The sequence below is a fragment of the Nonomuraea angiospora genome (assembly GCF_014873145.1).
GTDB lineage: Bacteria > Actinomycetota > Actinomycetes > Streptosporangiales > Streptosporangiaceae > Nonomuraea > Nonomuraea angiospora.
This window is the reverse complement of sequence record NZ_JADBEK010000001.1, coordinates 5678713-5693527: the sequence shown is the minus strand read 5'-3', so window position 1 is coordinate 5693527 and position 14815 is coordinate 5678713. Positions and strand designations below refer to the sequence as shown.

Annotated in this window: 16 protein-coding genes and 1 tRNA gene; 7 read left to right on the top strand and 10 right to left on the bottom strand. The window is 68.6% G+C overall.

Translation table 11 applies throughout. From position 1 onward, the window contains the following. Positions 1 to 120 precede the first annotated feature (120 nt). Positions 121 to 888, top strand: coding sequence for a nuclease-related domain-containing protein (locus H4W80_RS25840; RefSeq protein WP_192787465.1), 768 nt, complete (start codon positions 121 to 123; stop codon positions 886 to 888). Positions 889 to 905: 17 nt separating this feature from the next. On the opposite strand, the gene H4W80_RS25835 is transcribed toward H4W80_RS25840, so the two are convergent. Further along, positions 906 to 2270: a vWA domain-containing protein gene (locus H4W80_RS25835; RefSeq protein WP_192787464.1), complete on the bottom strand. Its 1365-nt coding sequence runs from the start codon at positions 2268 to 2270 to the stop codon at positions 906 to 908. Further along, positions 2254 to 3102, bottom strand: a complete 849-nt coding sequence (locus H4W80_RS25830; protein ID WP_192787463.1) for an AAA family ATPase — start codon at positions 3100 to 3102, stop codon at positions 2254 to 2256. Before H4W80_RS25830 ends, H4W80_RS25835 begins: the two co-directional genes overlap by 17 nt. 119 nt (positions 3103 to 3221) lie before the next feature. Here H4W80_RS25830 and H4W80_RS25825 point away from each other — a divergent pair. The 3 genes from H4W80_RS25825 (at position 3222) to H4W80_RS61075 (ending at position 5188) form a co-directional block, all read left to right on the top strand. Next, positions 3222 to 3295, top strand: a tRNA-Lys gene (locus tag H4W80_RS25825). A 362-nt stretch (positions 3296 to 3657) separates the two neighbouring features. After that, positions 3658 to 4617, top strand: a complete 960-nt coding sequence (locus tag H4W80_RS25820) for an NsdA family TPR-like regulatory protein (RefSeq protein ID WP_225963663.1) — start codon at positions 3658 to 3660, stop codon at positions 4615 to 4617. Continuing rightward, complete coding sequence (locus tag H4W80_RS61075; RefSeq protein WP_225963662.1) at positions 4556 to 5188, top strand: hypothetical protein; 633 nt, start codon at positions 4556 to 4558, stop codon at positions 5186 to 5188. The genes H4W80_RS25820 and H4W80_RS61075 overlap by 62 nt, the downstream gene beginning before the upstream one ends. Positions 5189 to 5524: 336 nt before the next feature. On the opposite strand, the gene H4W80_RS62855 is transcribed toward H4W80_RS61075, so the two are convergent. From H4W80_RS62855 to H4W80_RS25775, 8 genes are all read right to left on the bottom strand, one after another. Next, positions 5525 to 5647, bottom strand: coding sequence for a hypothetical protein (locus H4W80_RS62855; protein ID WP_264086002.1), 123 nt, complete (start codon positions 5645 to 5647; stop codon positions 5525 to 5527). Positions 5648 to 5947: 300 nt separating this feature from the next. After that, positions 5948 to 6457, bottom strand: a complete 510-nt coding sequence (locus H4W80_RS25810) for a S26 family signal peptidase (protein ID WP_318787057.1) — start codon at positions 6455 to 6457, stop codon at positions 5948 to 5950. After that, positions 6454 to 8283 carry an ABC transporter ATP-binding protein gene (locus tag H4W80_RS25805; RefSeq protein WP_192787462.1) on the bottom strand — a complete coding sequence of 610 codons (1830 nt, stop codon included), beginning with the start codon at positions 8281 to 8283 and terminating at the stop codon, positions 6454 to 6456. The genes H4W80_RS25810 and H4W80_RS25805 overlap by 4 nt, the downstream gene beginning before the upstream one ends. Continuing rightward, entirely contained in the window at positions 8280 to 8792 is a 513-nt protein-coding gene (locus H4W80_RS25800; protein WP_192787461.1) for a TlpA family protein disulfide reductase, read from the bottom strand. Before H4W80_RS25800 ends, H4W80_RS25805 begins: the two co-directional genes overlap by 4 nt. Further along, a complete protein-coding gene (locus tag H4W80_RS25795) occupies positions 8792 to 9298 on the bottom strand; it encodes a MauE/DoxX family redox-associated membrane protein (RefSeq protein WP_192787460.1) in 507 nt (168 codons plus the stop codon). Before H4W80_RS25795 ends, H4W80_RS25800 begins: the two co-directional genes overlap by 1 nt. A 65-nt stretch (positions 9299 to 9363) precedes the next feature. Beyond that, entirely contained in the window at positions 9364 to 9525 is a 162-nt protein-coding gene (locus H4W80_RS25790; protein WP_192787459.1) for a hypothetical protein, read from the bottom strand. A 309-nt stretch (positions 9526 to 9834) separates the two neighbouring features. After that, a complete protein-coding gene (locus H4W80_RS25785; RefSeq protein WP_225963661.1) occupies positions 9835 to 10839 on the bottom strand; it encodes a hypothetical protein in 1005 nt (334 codons plus the stop codon). 646 nt (positions 10840 to 11485) lie between these two features. After that, entirely contained in the window at positions 11486 to 12709 is a 1224-nt protein-coding gene (locus tag H4W80_RS25775; protein ID WP_192787456.1) for a cytochrome P450, read from the bottom strand. Positions 12710 to 12826: 117 nt separating this feature from the next. On the opposite strand from H4W80_RS25775, the gene H4W80_RS25770 reads away from it, so the two are divergent. The 3 genes from H4W80_RS25770 to H4W80_RS63780 all read left to right on the top strand — a co-directional run bounded on the left by H4W80_RS25770 (position 12827) and on the right by H4W80_RS63780 (position 14641). Next, on the top strand, positions 12827 to 13438 hold the full coding sequence (locus H4W80_RS25770) for a TetR/AcrR family transcriptional regulator (protein ID WP_192787455.1): 612 nt from the start codon (positions 12827 to 12829) through the stop codon (positions 13436 to 13438). A 607-nt stretch (positions 13439 to 14045) separates the two neighbouring features. Further along, on the top strand, positions 14046 to 14450 hold the full coding sequence (locus tag H4W80_RS63785) for an RNA polymerase sigma factor (protein ID WP_318787056.1): 405 nt from the start codon (positions 14046 to 14048) through the stop codon (positions 14448 to 14450). Further along, entirely contained in the window at positions 14447 to 14641 is a 195-nt protein-coding gene (locus tag H4W80_RS63780) for a sigma factor-like helix-turn-helix DNA-binding protein (RefSeq protein ID WP_318787055.1), read from the top strand. Before H4W80_RS63785 ends, H4W80_RS63780 begins: the two co-directional genes overlap by 4 nt. Positions 14642 to 14815 lie beyond the last annotated feature (174 nt).

Below are 14815 nucleotides of genomic sequence, written 5' to 3'. Positions count from 1 at the left end.
TTGCGGGTACTAATTACGTCACCTTAGGCTCGCCTTGGTTGAGGGGCGGGTATCCCTTGACTGGCGAGGGATCTTCGGCGTGGCAGATCCTGCAACACATCTAGATTGGGGGGGTCTGCCGTGCCAGGTGGCTCTATCTACGTGCAGCCGGATGAGAAGTACACAGGGTCTTCTCCGCAGTGGTGGTATGAGAAGTTCTGGCGGGAGGACGCCGCCAACCGGCGCAAGTCCAGGTATGTCAAGGCCGCCGTGGGGTTCGTGATCGGGGTCGCGCTCGCCCTCAGATTCGGCCTCTCCGGTGCTGCTCCGCTGTTCGGCGTGCTCCTGGCCGGGCTCGTGGCGGCGGGTGACTGGTTCCTCGACTGGCGTTCCTTCCACGCGACGGCGGTCTGGCGCGGTGCGCGGAAGGGAGAGGCGATCACCGGCAAGCTGCTGCGCCGGTCCCTCGGCCGCCTCGGCTACACCGTGCTCGACGGCCGCGCCATCCGCGGCCAGGCGTCGATCGACCACCTGGTGATCGGCCCGGGCGGATTGTGGATCATCGACAACGAGTCCTGGAGTCCCGACACCGAGATCGCCTGCTACGCCGGCCGGCTGTTCTTCGGCGAGAAGTACGGCACCAAGACGGCCAAGCCGCTGGTGGAGGCGTCCGAGGCGTTCGCCGAGCTGCTGAGCCGCGAGACGCGCATCCCGGTGACGATCACGCCCCTGCTCGCCGTCCACTGCGGCCTGCTGCCCAAGGGCGGCATCGTGGTCGCCGAGGGCCTGACGCTGCTCAAGCCGCGCCTGGCGGCCAAGGTGATCAAGTCGGCCGACCGCGTCGCGCTCAACGCCGAGCAGATCGAGCTGCTGACCCGCACCGCGGCCAGGGAGCTCCACCGCGCCTGAGGCCTCAATCCAGCGCTTCAGGCCAGCGTTTCGATGAAGGCCGTGAGCTGGGCGACGTTGCGGCACTCGTGCATGGGGACGACCGCACCATACTCGCTCGCGACCGAGTCTCCCGTGTCCCACTGCGCCACGGGCTCGGGATTGAGCCAGTACGCGTGCCGCGAGCGGCCCACGAGCGACCTGAGCACGTCCAGGGCGGGCGGCTGGTAGTTGGAGCGGGCGTCGCCCAGGATCAGCAGCGAGGTCCTGGGGCCGACGGCGTCGCCGTACCGCTCGGCGAAACGCTCCAGCGAGTGCCCGTAGTTGGTACGCCCGAAGCGCACCATGTCGGCCTCGGTCGTCAGCCTGGTCAGGGCCTCGACGACGTCGGCGCCGGGGACGAAGAACCGGGTGATCTCGTCCACCGTGTCCACGAACCCGAACGCCCGCACCTTGGTGAACTGCTCCCTCAGCGCGTACGTGAGCAGCAGCGTGAAGTGGGCGAACGACGAGACCGAGTCGCTGGTGTCGCAGAGGACGACCAGCTCGGGCTTGTGCGGCCGCGGGGGCCTGAAGTGCGTGGTCAGCGGCACGCCGCCGCTCTGCAGCGAGGCCCGCACGGTCCTGCGGAAGTCGAGGCGGCCGCGCCTGCCCTTGCGCTGCTTGATCGTCAGGCGCGTGGCCAGCCGTCTGGCCAGCGGATGGACCTCGCGGCGCAGCCTGGCCAGGTCGGCCTTGGTGATGCGCAGGAAGTCGATCTGGTCGAGCGGGGGCCGGACGGCGGAGCGGGCGATGCGCTCGATCCCCGAGTCCTCGGCGATGCGGCGGCGCACGTCGGTGGCCACGGCCTCCTCGAAGCGCCGGGTGTTGTCGTAGACCGTCCTGCGGGCGTTCCTCTCGGCCAGACCGCCGCGCTCCTGGCCCTGCAGGACGTTCTGGAGGATGCGGGCCATCAGCGTCTCGGGGGACAGGGCGCGCATGACGCTGTAGGAGAACCAGTTCTGCCGCCCGGGGGTCGCGGCCGGCTGGTGGCCGAAGCGCCCCACCATGGCCTGGGCGAACTCGCGCAGCTCCTGGTCGCCGCCGCCGGTCAGGAGCCGGGCGAGGTGGTCGCGCAGCTCGGGGACGGGGGCCGTCTCCAGGTCGATCGGCCGCTCGGCGCGCTCGGCGTGCATGCCGGACGTCGAGGCCGGGAACCACAGGTCGAACAGCACGTCGAACCCCGGCCGGTAGGCGGGCTTCTTGACCAGCGTGGCCGCGTAGGCGGCACGCAGCGACTCCCGCTCGCTCAGCTCGATCACCCGCAGCGCGTGCGCGGCGTCCAGCCCCTCGGCCACCGACACCGGGATCCCGGCCTCGCGCAGCGCCCGTACGAACCCGACATGCCTATCGATCAGCGACATCGGGCAGCCCCAGCTCCTTGACCGCCCGCGCCTGGTCGGAGGCGTGCTTGAGCACCACGCCCAGCGTCCCGGCCACGGTGGCCTCGTCGAGGTCGTCCCGCCCGAGCGCCAGCAGCGTGTTGGCCCAGTCGACGGTCTCGGCCACCGACGGCGCCTTCTTCAGCTCCAGCGCCCGCAGCGTGGCCACCGTCCTGGCGAGGCGCTCGGCCAGGTCGGCCCGGATGCCCGGCACCTGGCTGAGTACGATGTCCCGCTCCCGCTCGGGCGTGGGGTATTCGAGGTGCAGGTAGAGGCAGCGCCGCTTGAGCGCCTCGGACAGCTCGCGGGTGGCGTTGGAGGTCAGCACCACGTACGGCCGGCGGGTGGCGGCGATCGTGCCCAGCTCCGGGATCGTGATCTGGAAGTCCGACAGCAGCTCCAGCAGCAGCCCTTCGACCTCGACGTCGGCCTTGTCGGTCTCGTCGATGAGCAGCACCGTCGGGCCGGGGGCCCTGATCGCCTTCAGCAGCGGCCGCTCCAGCAGGAACTCCTCGGAGAAGATGTCGTCGTCCGCGCTGGTGGCCTGGATCCTGAGCAGCTGCTTCTTGTAGTTCCACTCGTACAGCGCCCTGGCCTCGTCGAGCCCCTCGTAACACTGCAGCCTGATCAGCTCGGCCCCGGTCGCCAGGGCCACGGCCTTGGCCAGCTGCGTCTTCCCGACGCCCGCGGGGCCTTCGACCAGCAGCGGCTTGCCCAGCGCCGCGGCCAGGAACACCGAGGTGGAGATGGCGTCGTCGGAGAGGTAGTCCACGGCGGCGAGCCGCTCCGCCACCTCGGCGGGAGAGTCGAACATCGGTGATCCTGTCTGCCGGAGCCGGGGGCCGAACTTTATTCTAGCCTTGACTGCCCGACAGGCCCCGCCTGTTACCGATTCGACCAGGATGCGGATCACCGGTATATTCCTCTCTGCAAGCGCCGCTAGCTCAGTTGGTCAGAGCAGCTGACTCTTAATCAGCGGGTCCGGGGTTCGAGTCCCTGGCGGCGCACCGCATCAAACCCCAGCTCAGGGCACTGAGCTGGGGTTTCTCGGTTTTCGCGGTACTCCGGCCGCGTTGAGGTGCTCCCGTGGTTGCTCGCTGGATGCTCTTCGGCACGGTCCCGGCACGCGGCCGGGCGTTCCGGAACCACGCGTGGCCCCGTTCGTCAGGTCAGACCCGTAGGACGTTCGATAGAACGCCAAACCGGAAGGTGCAGCGGGCATACCGGGCAGGGGTGCGCTTTCCTTTCGTGAGCTCGTCTTACTCGTCTCCGAAGTGTCGGCTCCGTCCTGCTCGGGCCCCGTTCTTGGAGGGTGCTCGCGCACTCGCCCCTTGTGCCCTCCCCGTCGGAGTACAGCGGACGGATCGGATTGGACGAGGTCGCCCAATTGGAGCAGGCGGCGAACGTCTTCCGCACATGGGACGACCAGCACGGTGGCGGGCTTGCCCGTAAGGCCGTGATGGGGCAGCTCAACGAAGTGGCCGACCTGCTGCGCGACAGCCACCCCCACGAGGTGAGCGTGCGCCTGTTCCACGTGATGGCGCAGCTCTCGAAGATCGCCGCCACCATGTCATGGGACTGCGGCATGCAAACCGCGGCGCAGAAGTACTACGTCATGTCCCTGCAGGCGTCCACGCCCGGCGAAGACAAGCCGTTCGGCGCGAGCGTCCTGGCGTCCATGGCTCGGCAACTGTTGTACCTCGATCAACCGCAGGACGCGCTGGAGCTGATCCGGCTCGCCCTGGACGGAGTCAGGTCCACGGCGACACCTCGGCTCCGCGCGATGCTGCACACCCGAGAGGCGCGGTCGTACGCCAAGATGGGCCGGCCCGAGTCCTTCAAGCGCGCCACGGGCAACGCCGAGGTCGCAGGCGACGCCCTTGACCACATCCGACAAGCGGTGGCACTCCGGCAACGTTCCAGCATGCGCAGCCTCGCACTCGATCAGGTTGGGCTCGCCTACGCCCACCTCATCAGCGGCGACCTCGACGAGGCCGTGACCGTGGGAAACGCCGCAGCCGACACCGCCGGGCAAGTCCAGTCCGACAGGCTCAGGGTGCGGCTCCGCGAGTTCTATCTTGAGATTGAGACCCGGAAAGATCCCATCGTGGCTCCTCTTCAGCAGCACATCCGCGAGACGCTGGCACGCCAGGAACTGGCACACAGGGAAGGACTCGATGATGCGTATCGGCGTGACCGGCCACATGAACCTGACGCCGGCGGTGGCCCGCCTCGTCTCCGACGCGCTCCGCGCGCACCTTGCCTTGTTGACCGGCGAACTCGTGGGCGTCTCCTGCATTGCTCGTGGGGCCGACAGCCTGTTCGCTGACGCGGTGCTCGCAGTCGGCGGATCACTGGAGGTGGTGCTGCCGTCGCGGGACTACCGGCAGGCCAAGGTGAAGCCGGATCACGCCGAACAGTTCGACCGGCTCATGGAGGCGGCGAAGACCGTCCGTATCATGGACTTCGACCACGCCAACCGGCAGGCGTACGAGGCCGCCAACGAGGCCGTACTGTCAACGGTCGATCAGCTGGTGGCCGTCTGGGACGGACAGCCCGGTACCGGCACGGGCGGGACGGCCGAGGCCGTGAACGAAGCTCAGCACCGACACCGCTGTCCGCCGATACGACACGACAGCGCCTCGCCGCTGCTGGAAAGCCTGCCGCGTCAGCATCGCCCGGCACGGCCACGGGCACGTGGTCTTCCACCTGGTCCAGCACTGGCCCTGGCAACATGCCTGGACCAACGCCTTCCACCGACCCACCGCCCGTCACCGGCCCCCCGAGGCCTGACCATCTCAAAGGCCCAGATCACCGCTCTGCTGGACAACCCCGCCCGGTTACCCGCGCCGCTCCGGCGCACGCCTTTGCCTCCCGACCGTCCCCAGGACAAGCCGTGACCGAGCACGGCAGGTCCCTCATGGCACGGAACCTGGCCTCTACCTGCGAGATTGGTCCTCATCGAGGAATTGGACCAACAAACTGACCGTGGGAAATCAAGCCGTGGATCCAAGCTGAGGCATCGAGCGCGGCGAACTCCGGCGTCCTTGAATGGTGCGGGCTATGCGAGCGAAGTGCACGGCTGTCAAGATCTTCAAATCGGGCCTCGCCTCCTCCTCGACCTGGCTGGCCCGATTCCGCCGAGAGATTGAAGCCGTCCGAGACATGGGCGGCGTCCACACAGCCGGGCTGCTGGACGCTGGCGCAGACGACGAACCCCCGTGGATCGCCACCCGTTACGTCCAGGCACCCTCGCTGTACACGTTGATCAGCAGGTGCGGTCCGGTCGACTCGATCGGCGGATGGTGGCTGGCCGCGGGGCTCGCCGAGGCGCTGACCGAGATCCACGCGAAGGGCATCGGGAGACACGTTCGTGTTGTCGGGCGAGGTGGTAACGCCAGTAAGCGTCGAGATGCGAGGTCGCAAAGACGACCCAATGGGTTCGGAACGTGGGCGCCCGCCTGCAGGCCCGCCACGCCAAGCTGTCCGCCGAGCGTAAGCGGCTGTTGTTAGGCGGGAGGAACTCCTCGGCCTCCTCGCTTCACCCAGGACCGCAGGGGAGTGGGCTGGGCGGGCCGAGCGCACGAGTCCCATACTTTTCCACGAGGGTGCCGTCGGCGGTGTGGGGGAGCGGCCCGGCAGCTGTCATTCGGCGGCGGTCACAGTGGCGTCAGGCGGCGCACCATGACGCCGACCAACTGGTCGCCCCGGACGAAGCCGAAGGCCCGAGAGTCCCAGCCGGCGGCCTGATTGTCGCTCAGCACGACGAGAGTACGCGGAGGCACGACGGTCTCCGGGACGTCACGCAGCGCCGGGAAGCGTTCTCTCGGCACGGGGTCGCCGGCCACCGCGACCGCCCGCTTGATGAGCAGTCGCCGGCCGGGACGATCCCGCTTCGGCGCCTCCGCCTTGGGGACCAGTTCAAGGCCCAGTTCAAGACCCGGTGGCGGCTCGTACACCACGGGAGGGTCTGGAATCCGGACGACCACGACCTGGCCGGCGCGAACCCGCCTGGCCCTGCGCACGAGTAGCCTGTCGCCGGAGCGGAAGGACGGCTCCATACTCCGCCCCTCGACGGCGGCGACCAGATAGTTCCGGCGGATCCACCACAGCGAGGCTCCCAGCGCCAGCGCACCGCACGCCGGGAGCAGCAGCGCGCCCCGCTTCACCGCGCCTCCTGGTATCCCGCGGCCTGGAGCCGGAACAGTCGGGCGTAGTGACCGTCCGCCTCCATCAGTGCCTCGTGCGGTCCCTGCTCGGCGATCCGCCCGTCGTGCAGCACAGCGATGAGATCGGCGTCCCGTACGGCACTGAGCCTGTGGGAGATGAGCAGGCTCGTACGGCGGGCGCGATGCTCCCTGATACGGGTATGGACCTCGTGCTCGGCCTCCGGGTCCAGGCCGGAGCTGGGCTCGTCGAGGATCATCAGGTCCCTGCCGTCGCGGACGAGGGCTCTGGCCAGCGCGAGACGCTGCCACTGTCCGCCGGACAGCACCACGCCCGTCTCGGCGTTGCCCTTGTCGGCCTCGGAGAAGAAGATGCGCGTGAGCAGGGTGTCGTACCCACGCGGAAGCTCGGAGAGCGTCTCGTGCACGCCGGCGCGGACGGCCGCCTCCTTGAGGCGGGCAGGGTCGCCCAGAGCGGGTAGGTCCCCGAGTCCGATGTTCTCGGCGGCGGTCATGTCGTAGTTCATGTGGTCCTGGAACACGGCGCTGATCCGCTCGCGGAGCGCGGCGGGAGGGATGTCCCGCAGGTCCACACCGTCCCACAGGATCCGGCCGCGCGTCGGGTCGTACATGCGGCACAGCAGCTTGATGAGGGTGCTCTTGCCCGCGCCGTTCAGCCCGACGAGGGCCACCGACCGGCCCTGTGGAACCGTCAGATCGACCCCGCTCAGCACCCAGGGGTGGTCATCGCTGTAGCGGAACCACACGTCCTGCAGCTGGATGCCCCGGCTCAGGGCGAGAGCCGTGCCCTCGTCGACGCTCGGCAGGTCCGGCTCGGCCCTGGTCACCGCGACGTAGTGCGAGAAGGTGAGCAGCCGCTGGTGGGCGGAGGCGACCGAGGAGATGAGCGTGTTCAGCCCGGCCTGCACGCCGCCGACGGCCGCGACGAACATGGCGACGTCGCCGACGCTCAGCGATCCGCCGCGGGCGGCCGTGATCGCCCACCACAGCCCGGTACCAGAGACCACCGCGCTCAGCGCGGTAAGACCGCCTTGGGCGACCAGTTCGCGGCGGTCCATCCGGGTTTCCGCGGCGTTCGCCTCGCGCCGGTCCGCCATCATCCGGGCACGCAGGAACGCGCCGATACCGAACAGCCGGATCTCCGTGGCGGCCTGGACGTCGGTGAGCAGCCGGCCGTAGAAGAACTCGCGCCGGTGGATCGGCTCGATGTCCCACTGCACGGCGGCCCGTCGCCGCGACAACAGCAGTTCGGCGACGAGCACGGGGACGGCGGCCAGCACCACGAGCGCCGTCATGGCAGGGCTGAGGATGAGCAGCGAGCCCACGAATCCCGCCAGGGACAGGATGCCGTGCAGGCTGCCGCAGATGCCGTTGACGAGGTCACCGGTGGTCCCGGCCCCCTCCTGGGCCAGGCGTAAGCGGTCGAGGAAGACCGGATCCTCGAAACGCCGCAGACCGACCTGCCGCTCGGCCTCCGCGAACAGCCTGTCGGTCGCCTCCACCCCGGCCCGGCGGCCGGTCTGCGCGCGCAGGTAGCGGCCGATCCCCGGCAGCGCCGCGGCGGCCAGACCCGCCGCGGCCAGCCCGAGCGCGAGTCCGGCGACCGCGCCGTCCGGGGTGGCCAGCCGGTCGAGGACGGATTTGGTGAGCCACGCGGTGGCGACGGGGGCCGCGGCCTCGGCGACTGTCATGATGACCTGGCCGATGACCCCTCCTGGCGCCGACCGCCAGGTCAGTGACAGGGCCGCCGCGGCGGCCGAGGTCAGCTCACGGATCCCGCTCCGCCGGATCGCCCCACGAGCGATCATGCCGACGACGCGATGGAGAGGTCCTCCAGACGGCCACCCGCGGCGACGACGCGGTGATCGGAACCGATCAGGTAGACCGCCGGGGTCCAGGTGTTCTGGAACGCACCGGCCACCGGGCCGTCGTAGTCCTCCACGATCACGCGCGCCACCGGCTTGAGCACGGCGACCGCTTCCGGGTCATCCCCTGCGACCACCGCCAGCACGTTCTCCCGTCCCACGGCGCAGGCGTGCTCGGCGAAGCGGGGCAGGAGCCTGTGGCAGGGCACGCATCCCGCGGAGAAGAACCCGACAAGACCGGTGACCGTGTCGTGCGACACCGCCTCCCCGTCGACGGACTCGGCGGCGAACTCACCGACAGGCGAGCCTGGCCGCAACGCGATGGGGGGACCGGCCGTCGCGGCGGCACTCTCGTTCGTCTGCCTCGTCCGGCAGATGAGAGCGACGGTGAGCAGCAGGTTGAACACGGACAGCAGGCCGATGATCACGACCGCTGCAGTCAAGAAGGGCATCAGGTGTTCCTAGCGAAGAGATCGACGATATCGTCGAAGGAAGCGATCAGAATCGCTCCGATCAAGCCTGCGCCCAGTGCCATGGCCGTCCCGGCGAGCACCGGCGAGCCATCGGGCAAGAGCGCGGCAAGCGTGGCGGCGGCGATCAGGAGGCTGTTGCGGACGAGGTGACGGGCGCTCAGGGGCGCGAGGGACGTGCCGAAGCAGCGGCACGGGGCGCGCTGCCCTCTCCTCAACGCGGAAGCGATCGCCGCAGTGAACGTGACGAGCAGTCCGCAGGCGAGCGCTAGGCCGTACGGCCGAGCCGTCGGCACCGCGACCAGGATCGAGACCAGGGCCTCCAGTGCCACCACCACTGCGGCCAGCGGCCTGACGGCCTTGCCGGAGACAGGGGCAAGCCCGGGGAGCGACCGGGCGAACCCTTGAAAGTCTCGCAGTTTCGACGTCGCCGTGACCGCGAAGACCAGGCCCACCAGGCAAACGCATCCGATCCGCACGTACTCCATCCGCCCACCCCACCGATCGGCGGGCGGTGGCCCGCCACCGCCCGCCGGACACCAGCCCGACTACCTCAGATGCACTTGCCGACCTTGGTCACCTGGCACTTCTGGTCCAGGCAGCACATCTCCTGATACATGTAGCTGCCGATGCAGTAGTACCTGTAGCTGCAGCCTGCCTCCACGGTCGCCTTTTGCGCGACCCGTGCCAGTAGACGATCGACGAGACCAGTCATGATGTCTCCTCTCCGGCGTTCCGCCGTGTCGTATCGAGCTCCGTCGAAATGGCGTCCCTAAAGATACATGATTCTAGAGCAGATGCTCCGTTATTTGCCGGATGCAAGCAATGAAGATCACGACAATGGTGGAGGGCCTGGTGATCTTGTTCGGCGGTGCGCACTTCCCAGGCCCGGTTTCGGCAGGACTTGCTGCAGCAGCTCGGCGGCCGGCCTCGCCTGGAGTAGGCCATGGTCGCCTATGGCGGGCTCTTCTGGTGAGCCGCGGTGACTATCGGGTGGGTCTGGTCCGCTGCGGGTTCCGGCTGGTCATGTGGTGACCCGGCGTGCCGCGATCACGAGCAGGACGATGGCGCCGATCGTTGTGATCGTGTTGCTGGTCAGGTCCACCGTCTGGCTGATGGGCACGGTCAAGGTCGGCTTCCACGGAAAGGAGTGCCACGCGTAGGTGAGCATGGCTCCTGCCGCGAGCGCCAGCCGGTGCGCGTCCGACCAGTTGGAGCGGTGCGACCAGCGCCTGACCAGGGTGCCGACCGTGGCGAACAGGGCCAGGTAGATGAGCACGCTGCCCCACGCCGGGACGGGGATCGCCAGCCAGGGCGACAGGCCGGTGGGGTCGACTGCGTAGAGGAGGACGAAGATCGCGCCGGCCGCCAGGGCGAAGGCGAACACCGTCCACGGGCTGGGCGCCCTACCCTCGACCGCAGGGGCGCTGCGACGCAGACGCAGGCCGAGCACGACCAGGCCGACGACCACCACGGCCGCCCCGATGAACTGGGGCAGGCCGGCGAGCGTGCCTCCCTCGTTGACGGCGTTGCCGACGGCGGCGAACACCGAATAGGCGAAGAAGAGCACGCCGACGATCACGAAACCGCGCTTCTTCAGCCATGGCGTGGTCCGGCGCGTGCCGGCCAGCGTCTCGACGATCGCGATCGGGGCGCTGATGCTCCAGATGGTGTGCACGCCTGCCATGAACAGTATCCATGGCAGCGCTGTCCCCATGGCAGGCATGTAGCCGTAGTCCAGGATGCGGACGTCGACCCAGTTCTCGTTCCAGAGCGTCTGGGTGATGAACGCCTCTTCGAACATCCCGTACGCCAGCCCGAGCGCCAGCATGGTCGGCCAGCCGCGCCCGGTCCGCCGGACCAGTTCGCGGATGAACAGGGCGCCGGCTCCGTACAGGGGAAGTATGGCGAGGAGTCCCACGACACCGATGGGGCTGGCGATCGGAAAGTTGCCCATGAGGGCTTCTGCGTTCAGCGGCGCCAGGAAGAACAGCCCGATCGCGGGCGCCACGCGAGTAAGCAAGGGCATTTGGTGCGTTGCTGTCATGACCCTCAGACGGGACCCTTCAAAGATGTTGCAACGGATGCATATTTGTGCGAGATGTATCGTTGGCGCGTCAGCCCCTTGCGGGCGCTGGGGTGACGTGAGAATCGGCCGGTGGCTGCGCGGAAGCGAACGTTGTCGACCCGGGGAAAGTCACAAGCAGGGCATCAGTTCGGCTGGGGGCCGTGCAGCCGCATGGGTACGTCGGCGGCGCGGGCGAGCACGTAGGCGTAGCCGCGCTCGGTCGGCACCTGTCGCCCACGACGTTGTGCGTGCCCGCATCGGCCCCGAACACCGTGATCCGCTGCGGTGGTGGTGTCGGCTGAATGGAGGACAGGAAGTCGTCCGACCGGGCGCCATGCTGATGTGAGGGTCTGGTGTGGCTCCCCGCCACGACCGGGCCTGTGGCCGAGGCGCCGACGACTAGCAAGCTGAGGTCAGGGCTCCTCCACAATGCTGATGGCTCTGCCGGATACCGGCATGGCCGCGCACACCGCGTCTTTTGGCCCGGGGCCGGGCATCGGATCGAGCAGGACTACGGTGCCGTCGTCTTCTCGCTGGTCCGACGCCACGGGCGCGGCGATCGTGTACTGCCCGGCGCTGATGCACCTGGCCTAGTTGACGACCACTTTCATGGCAGATCTCCTCGTTGCTCGTCCCAGGTGACGGGGAGGCTGTGTACGCCGTAGATGATCATGTCGTCGCGCATGGGGATCTCCTCGGGCGGGACGGCCAGGTGCAGCGTCGGGAACCGATCGAACAACGCGGGGATGGCAACCTGCATCTCGACCCGGGCGAGCTGTTGGCCCAGACACTGGTGGATGCCGTGGCCGAAGGCGACGTGCCCCGCAGTCGGCCTGCGCAGGTCGAGCGTGTCGGGGTCGGGGAAACGTTTCGGGTCGCGGTTAGCCGCCGGGACCGAGACGGTCACCGACTGGCCTGTCTTGATGAGCCGGCCGCCGATCTCGACGTCCTCAAGCGCGGCGCGTACCGTGCCGGGGATGACGCTCAGATATCGGAGTAACTCCTCGACGGCGTTGGTGGTGAGGTCAGGTTCGGCCCGCAGGACGTCGAGCTGGTCGGGGTGGCTCAGCAGTGCGTACGCGCCGATGGCGATCATGTTCGCGGTGGTGTCGAACCCCGCGCCCGTCAGGAGGCTGCCGATGATGGCCAGTTCGTCGTCGCTCAGGTCGCTGTCGGAGACCAGGCCGCCGAGCACGTCGTCGGAGGGCTCGGCCCGCTTGGTCCGCACCAGATCGCGCATGTAGTCCTGCATCTCGGCCATGGCGGCCACTCGCCCATCCGGAGCGGTGTCCAGGCGCATCACGACGGACATGGTCCGTACGAAGTCGGCTCGATCGCCTGTCGGCACGCCGAGCAGTTCGCAGATCACCAGGCCGGGGATGGGCCCCGAGTACGCCTCCACCAGGTCCACCGGCGGGCCGAGCCGCTCCATCGCGTCCAGGTGCTCGGCGGTGATCTTCTTGACCCGGCTGGTCCACTGGCGCATCCGGCGGACGGTGAACTGGCCGGTGAGCAGGCGGCGGTAGCGGGTGTGCTCGGGCGGGTCCATCGCGGTGAAGGCGCCGGGCTGTGCCGGCCGGGGCTCCCCGGCGGCCTCCGTCCCGGGCATCGGGTAGTGGAGGAGCTCGTGCCGGTGGCTGAAGCGGTTGTCAGCCAGCACCTCGCGAACCAGGGCGTGGCTGGTCACCAGCCAGCCGTCGTGGCCGTCGGGATAGGTCATCGGGGTGACGGGCTCCTGATCGCGTAGCTGCCGGAGCTCGTGCGGTGGGTCGAAAGGACAGCCCTCTGCGTGCTGGTGCAGGAGCCGGGAAAGGGCTGATGGATCGGACATGTCGCTCCTTGTGTAGGGCGGCTTCGCGCTGCGCTCACCCTCCTGTGTTTCCAGATAACTACATCCTCCATAAAATTTCAATCAGTGTAACTATCTTAGTCTTGTAAGATTGCCATCATGGAAGAGACGCGGCGCGAGCGCAAGAAGCGCCAGACCAGGGAGCTGCTGGTCAACACCGCTTTCAGGTTGTTCAAGGAGCAGGGATATGAGCAGACCACCGTCGTTCAGATCAGCGCCGAGGCGGACGTGGCCGTCAAGACGTTCTCCAACTACTTCCCCAGCAAGGAGGATGTGGTCTTCGCCGACATCGAGCGGTCCTACGAGATGGCGCTGGAGGTGGTCGAGGGTCGGGCGCCCGGCGAGCGCGTGCCCGACCTGCTGGTCAAGACCTACGAACGGGTCTTTTACCGCTATATGACCGACGGCCCTCCGGTGGGCGACCGCGAGCTGGAGGACATGTACGCCCAGCTGATCGCGACTGTGCCGGCCGTCCAGGCCAAGGCCCTGCACGTGATGTTCAACCTGCAACGCAAGATCGCCGACGCGTTCGTCAAAGCCTTCCCAGACGAACTCGACCCGATCATCGCGTCGGCCGCAGTGGGCGCGCTGATGGGAGCCGTCCAGGCGACTGGGCTCGCCAGCCACAGGCTGGGCCAGTCGGAGGAGGAGTCCGTGGCTTCCTTGCGTCACGCCATCGACCTGGTCATGCGGGGACTGAGCTCCCTGTGATCATCCTTGCGGAACACCACGCCCTCACCTTGTCCCCCTCTGAAGACGTCACCAAGGTCATCGAGTGCAAGTCCGGCCACGAACTCGTCATCGAAGATTGACCGCGTGGCACCAGGGACGCCCGCACCGGGCGGAGGCCATGACGAAGGAGGCGGCGTCGGTCAGAAGCGCGATCGGCGACCAGTGGGCCTCATAGAGTGCATCGAGGTCCTCGCCTGGATCGCGTGCTCGTACGAGTAGCACGAACGCGCCGCCCGCATGCTGAGCGTGGACCACTCGCCCTGGCAGGCGATGGGCGTCCACCGGCCCGACTGCGGCATCACGTGCGCGCCACGAGTTCTGCGCCGCGCAGGCCCGCCAGACGTTGGAAGGGCGGGCGTACGCGACGGCATTCCGTAGCGGTGAGCGACTCGGCCTTGATCGCGCCGTTCCCTGCGAAGACTGGCCTTTCCACCGAAATCACGGGAACCGCGGGACCGTCCGGCGGCAATTACCGGTGTCATGACAGACCCCCGAGAGGCATGAGATGCGACAAGAGGGCCGGACGGACGCACCGCCTCCGCTCGCAGCCACGGACCTGTACCAGGACACAGCCGATGACGCCACGGTGATCGCACGGTCCCGGCGTGAGCCCGAACGGTTCGCCACGCTGTTCGCCCGCCACGCGCCCGCGCTCAAGCGCTACGTCATCAGACGGCTGGGCTCAGACCCCGCCGAGGACATCGTCGCCGAGACCTTCGCGGTCGCCTTCCAGGACCTGGAGTCGTACGACCTGACCCGCGGCGACGCGCGATCGTGGCTGTTCGGCATCGCCACCAACCTCATCGGGCGGCACCGCCGCCGCGAGATCGCCCTGTACCGGGCGCTGAGCCGCACGGGGGCGGACTCGGTGACCGAACCGTTCACCGACCAGGTGGACGAGAGTGTGGTGGCGGACGGTGCGCGGCGCAGGCCTGCTGCGGTGCTGGCGGGGCTTCCCAGGGAGGGCACCGGGACCCGCTGCTGCTCGTGACGTGGGCGGACCTCACGTACGAGCAAGCCGCGGAGGCGCTCGGCGTTCCGGTGGGAACTGTGCGTTCGCGGGTCAACCGGGCTCGAAGCAAGCTCCGACGGGCGCTCGGTGACATCGATCCGACCACGAACGAAGGAATAGCGAGCTCGAACTCCTCAGGAAACTGCGGGACGAGGTCCCGGAACGGCTAGACGTGCGGGCCGAGGAAGGCAGGCTGCTCGCCGAGATTCGGGAGAGCTCCTGCGCGCCCCGCCGTCGGCCGGCCCGGCCCGCGCCGCGCCTGCGCTGGGAGCTCTCCCTGGCCGCGCTGGCCGTCGCCGTGGTGGCCGCGACCCAGCTGAGGGAACAGGTGAATCAGCAGGCCG

Coding starts and splice junctions, on each gene's coding strand:
- H4W80_RS25775 (WP_192787456.1), bottom strand. CDS start 12,709: ATGTCCGATCCATCAGCCCTTTCCCGGCTCCTGCACCAGCACGCAGAG.
- H4W80_RS25795 (WP_192787460.1), bottom strand. CDS start 9,298: ATGGAGTACGTGCGGATCGGATGCGTTTGCCTGGTGGGCCTGGTCTTC.
- H4W80_RS25830 (WP_192787463.1), bottom strand. CDS start 3,102: ATGTTCGACTCTCCCGCCGAGGTGGCGGAGCGGCTCGCCGCCGTGGAC.
- H4W80_RS62855 (WP_264086002.1), bottom strand. CDS start 5,647: ATGCCCTTCGCGTGGATCTCGGTCAGCGCCTCGGCGAGCCCCGCGGCC.
- H4W80_RS25785 (WP_225963661.1), bottom strand. CDS start 10,839: ATGCCCTTGCTTACTCGCGTGGCGCCCGCGATCGGGCTGTTCTTCCTG.
- H4W80_RS25790 (WP_192787459.1), bottom strand. CDS start 9,525: ATGACTGGTCTCGTCGATCGTCTACTGGCACGGGTCGCGCAAAAGGCG.
- H4W80_RS25835 (WP_192787464.1), bottom strand. CDS start 2,270: ATGTCGCTGATCGATAGGCATGTCGGGTTCGTACGGGCGCTGCGCGAG.
- H4W80_RS25800 (WP_192787461.1), bottom strand. CDS start 8,792: ATGCCCTTCTTGACTGCAGCGGTCGTGATCATCGGCCTGCTGTCCGTG.
- H4W80_RS25805 (WP_192787462.1), bottom strand. CDS start 8,283: ATGATCGCTCGTGGGGCGATCCGGCGGAGCGGGATCCGTGAGCTGACC.
- H4W80_RS25770 (WP_192787455.1), top strand. CDS start 12,827: ATGGAAGAGACGCGGCGCGAGCGCAAGAAGCGCCAGACCAGGGAGCTG.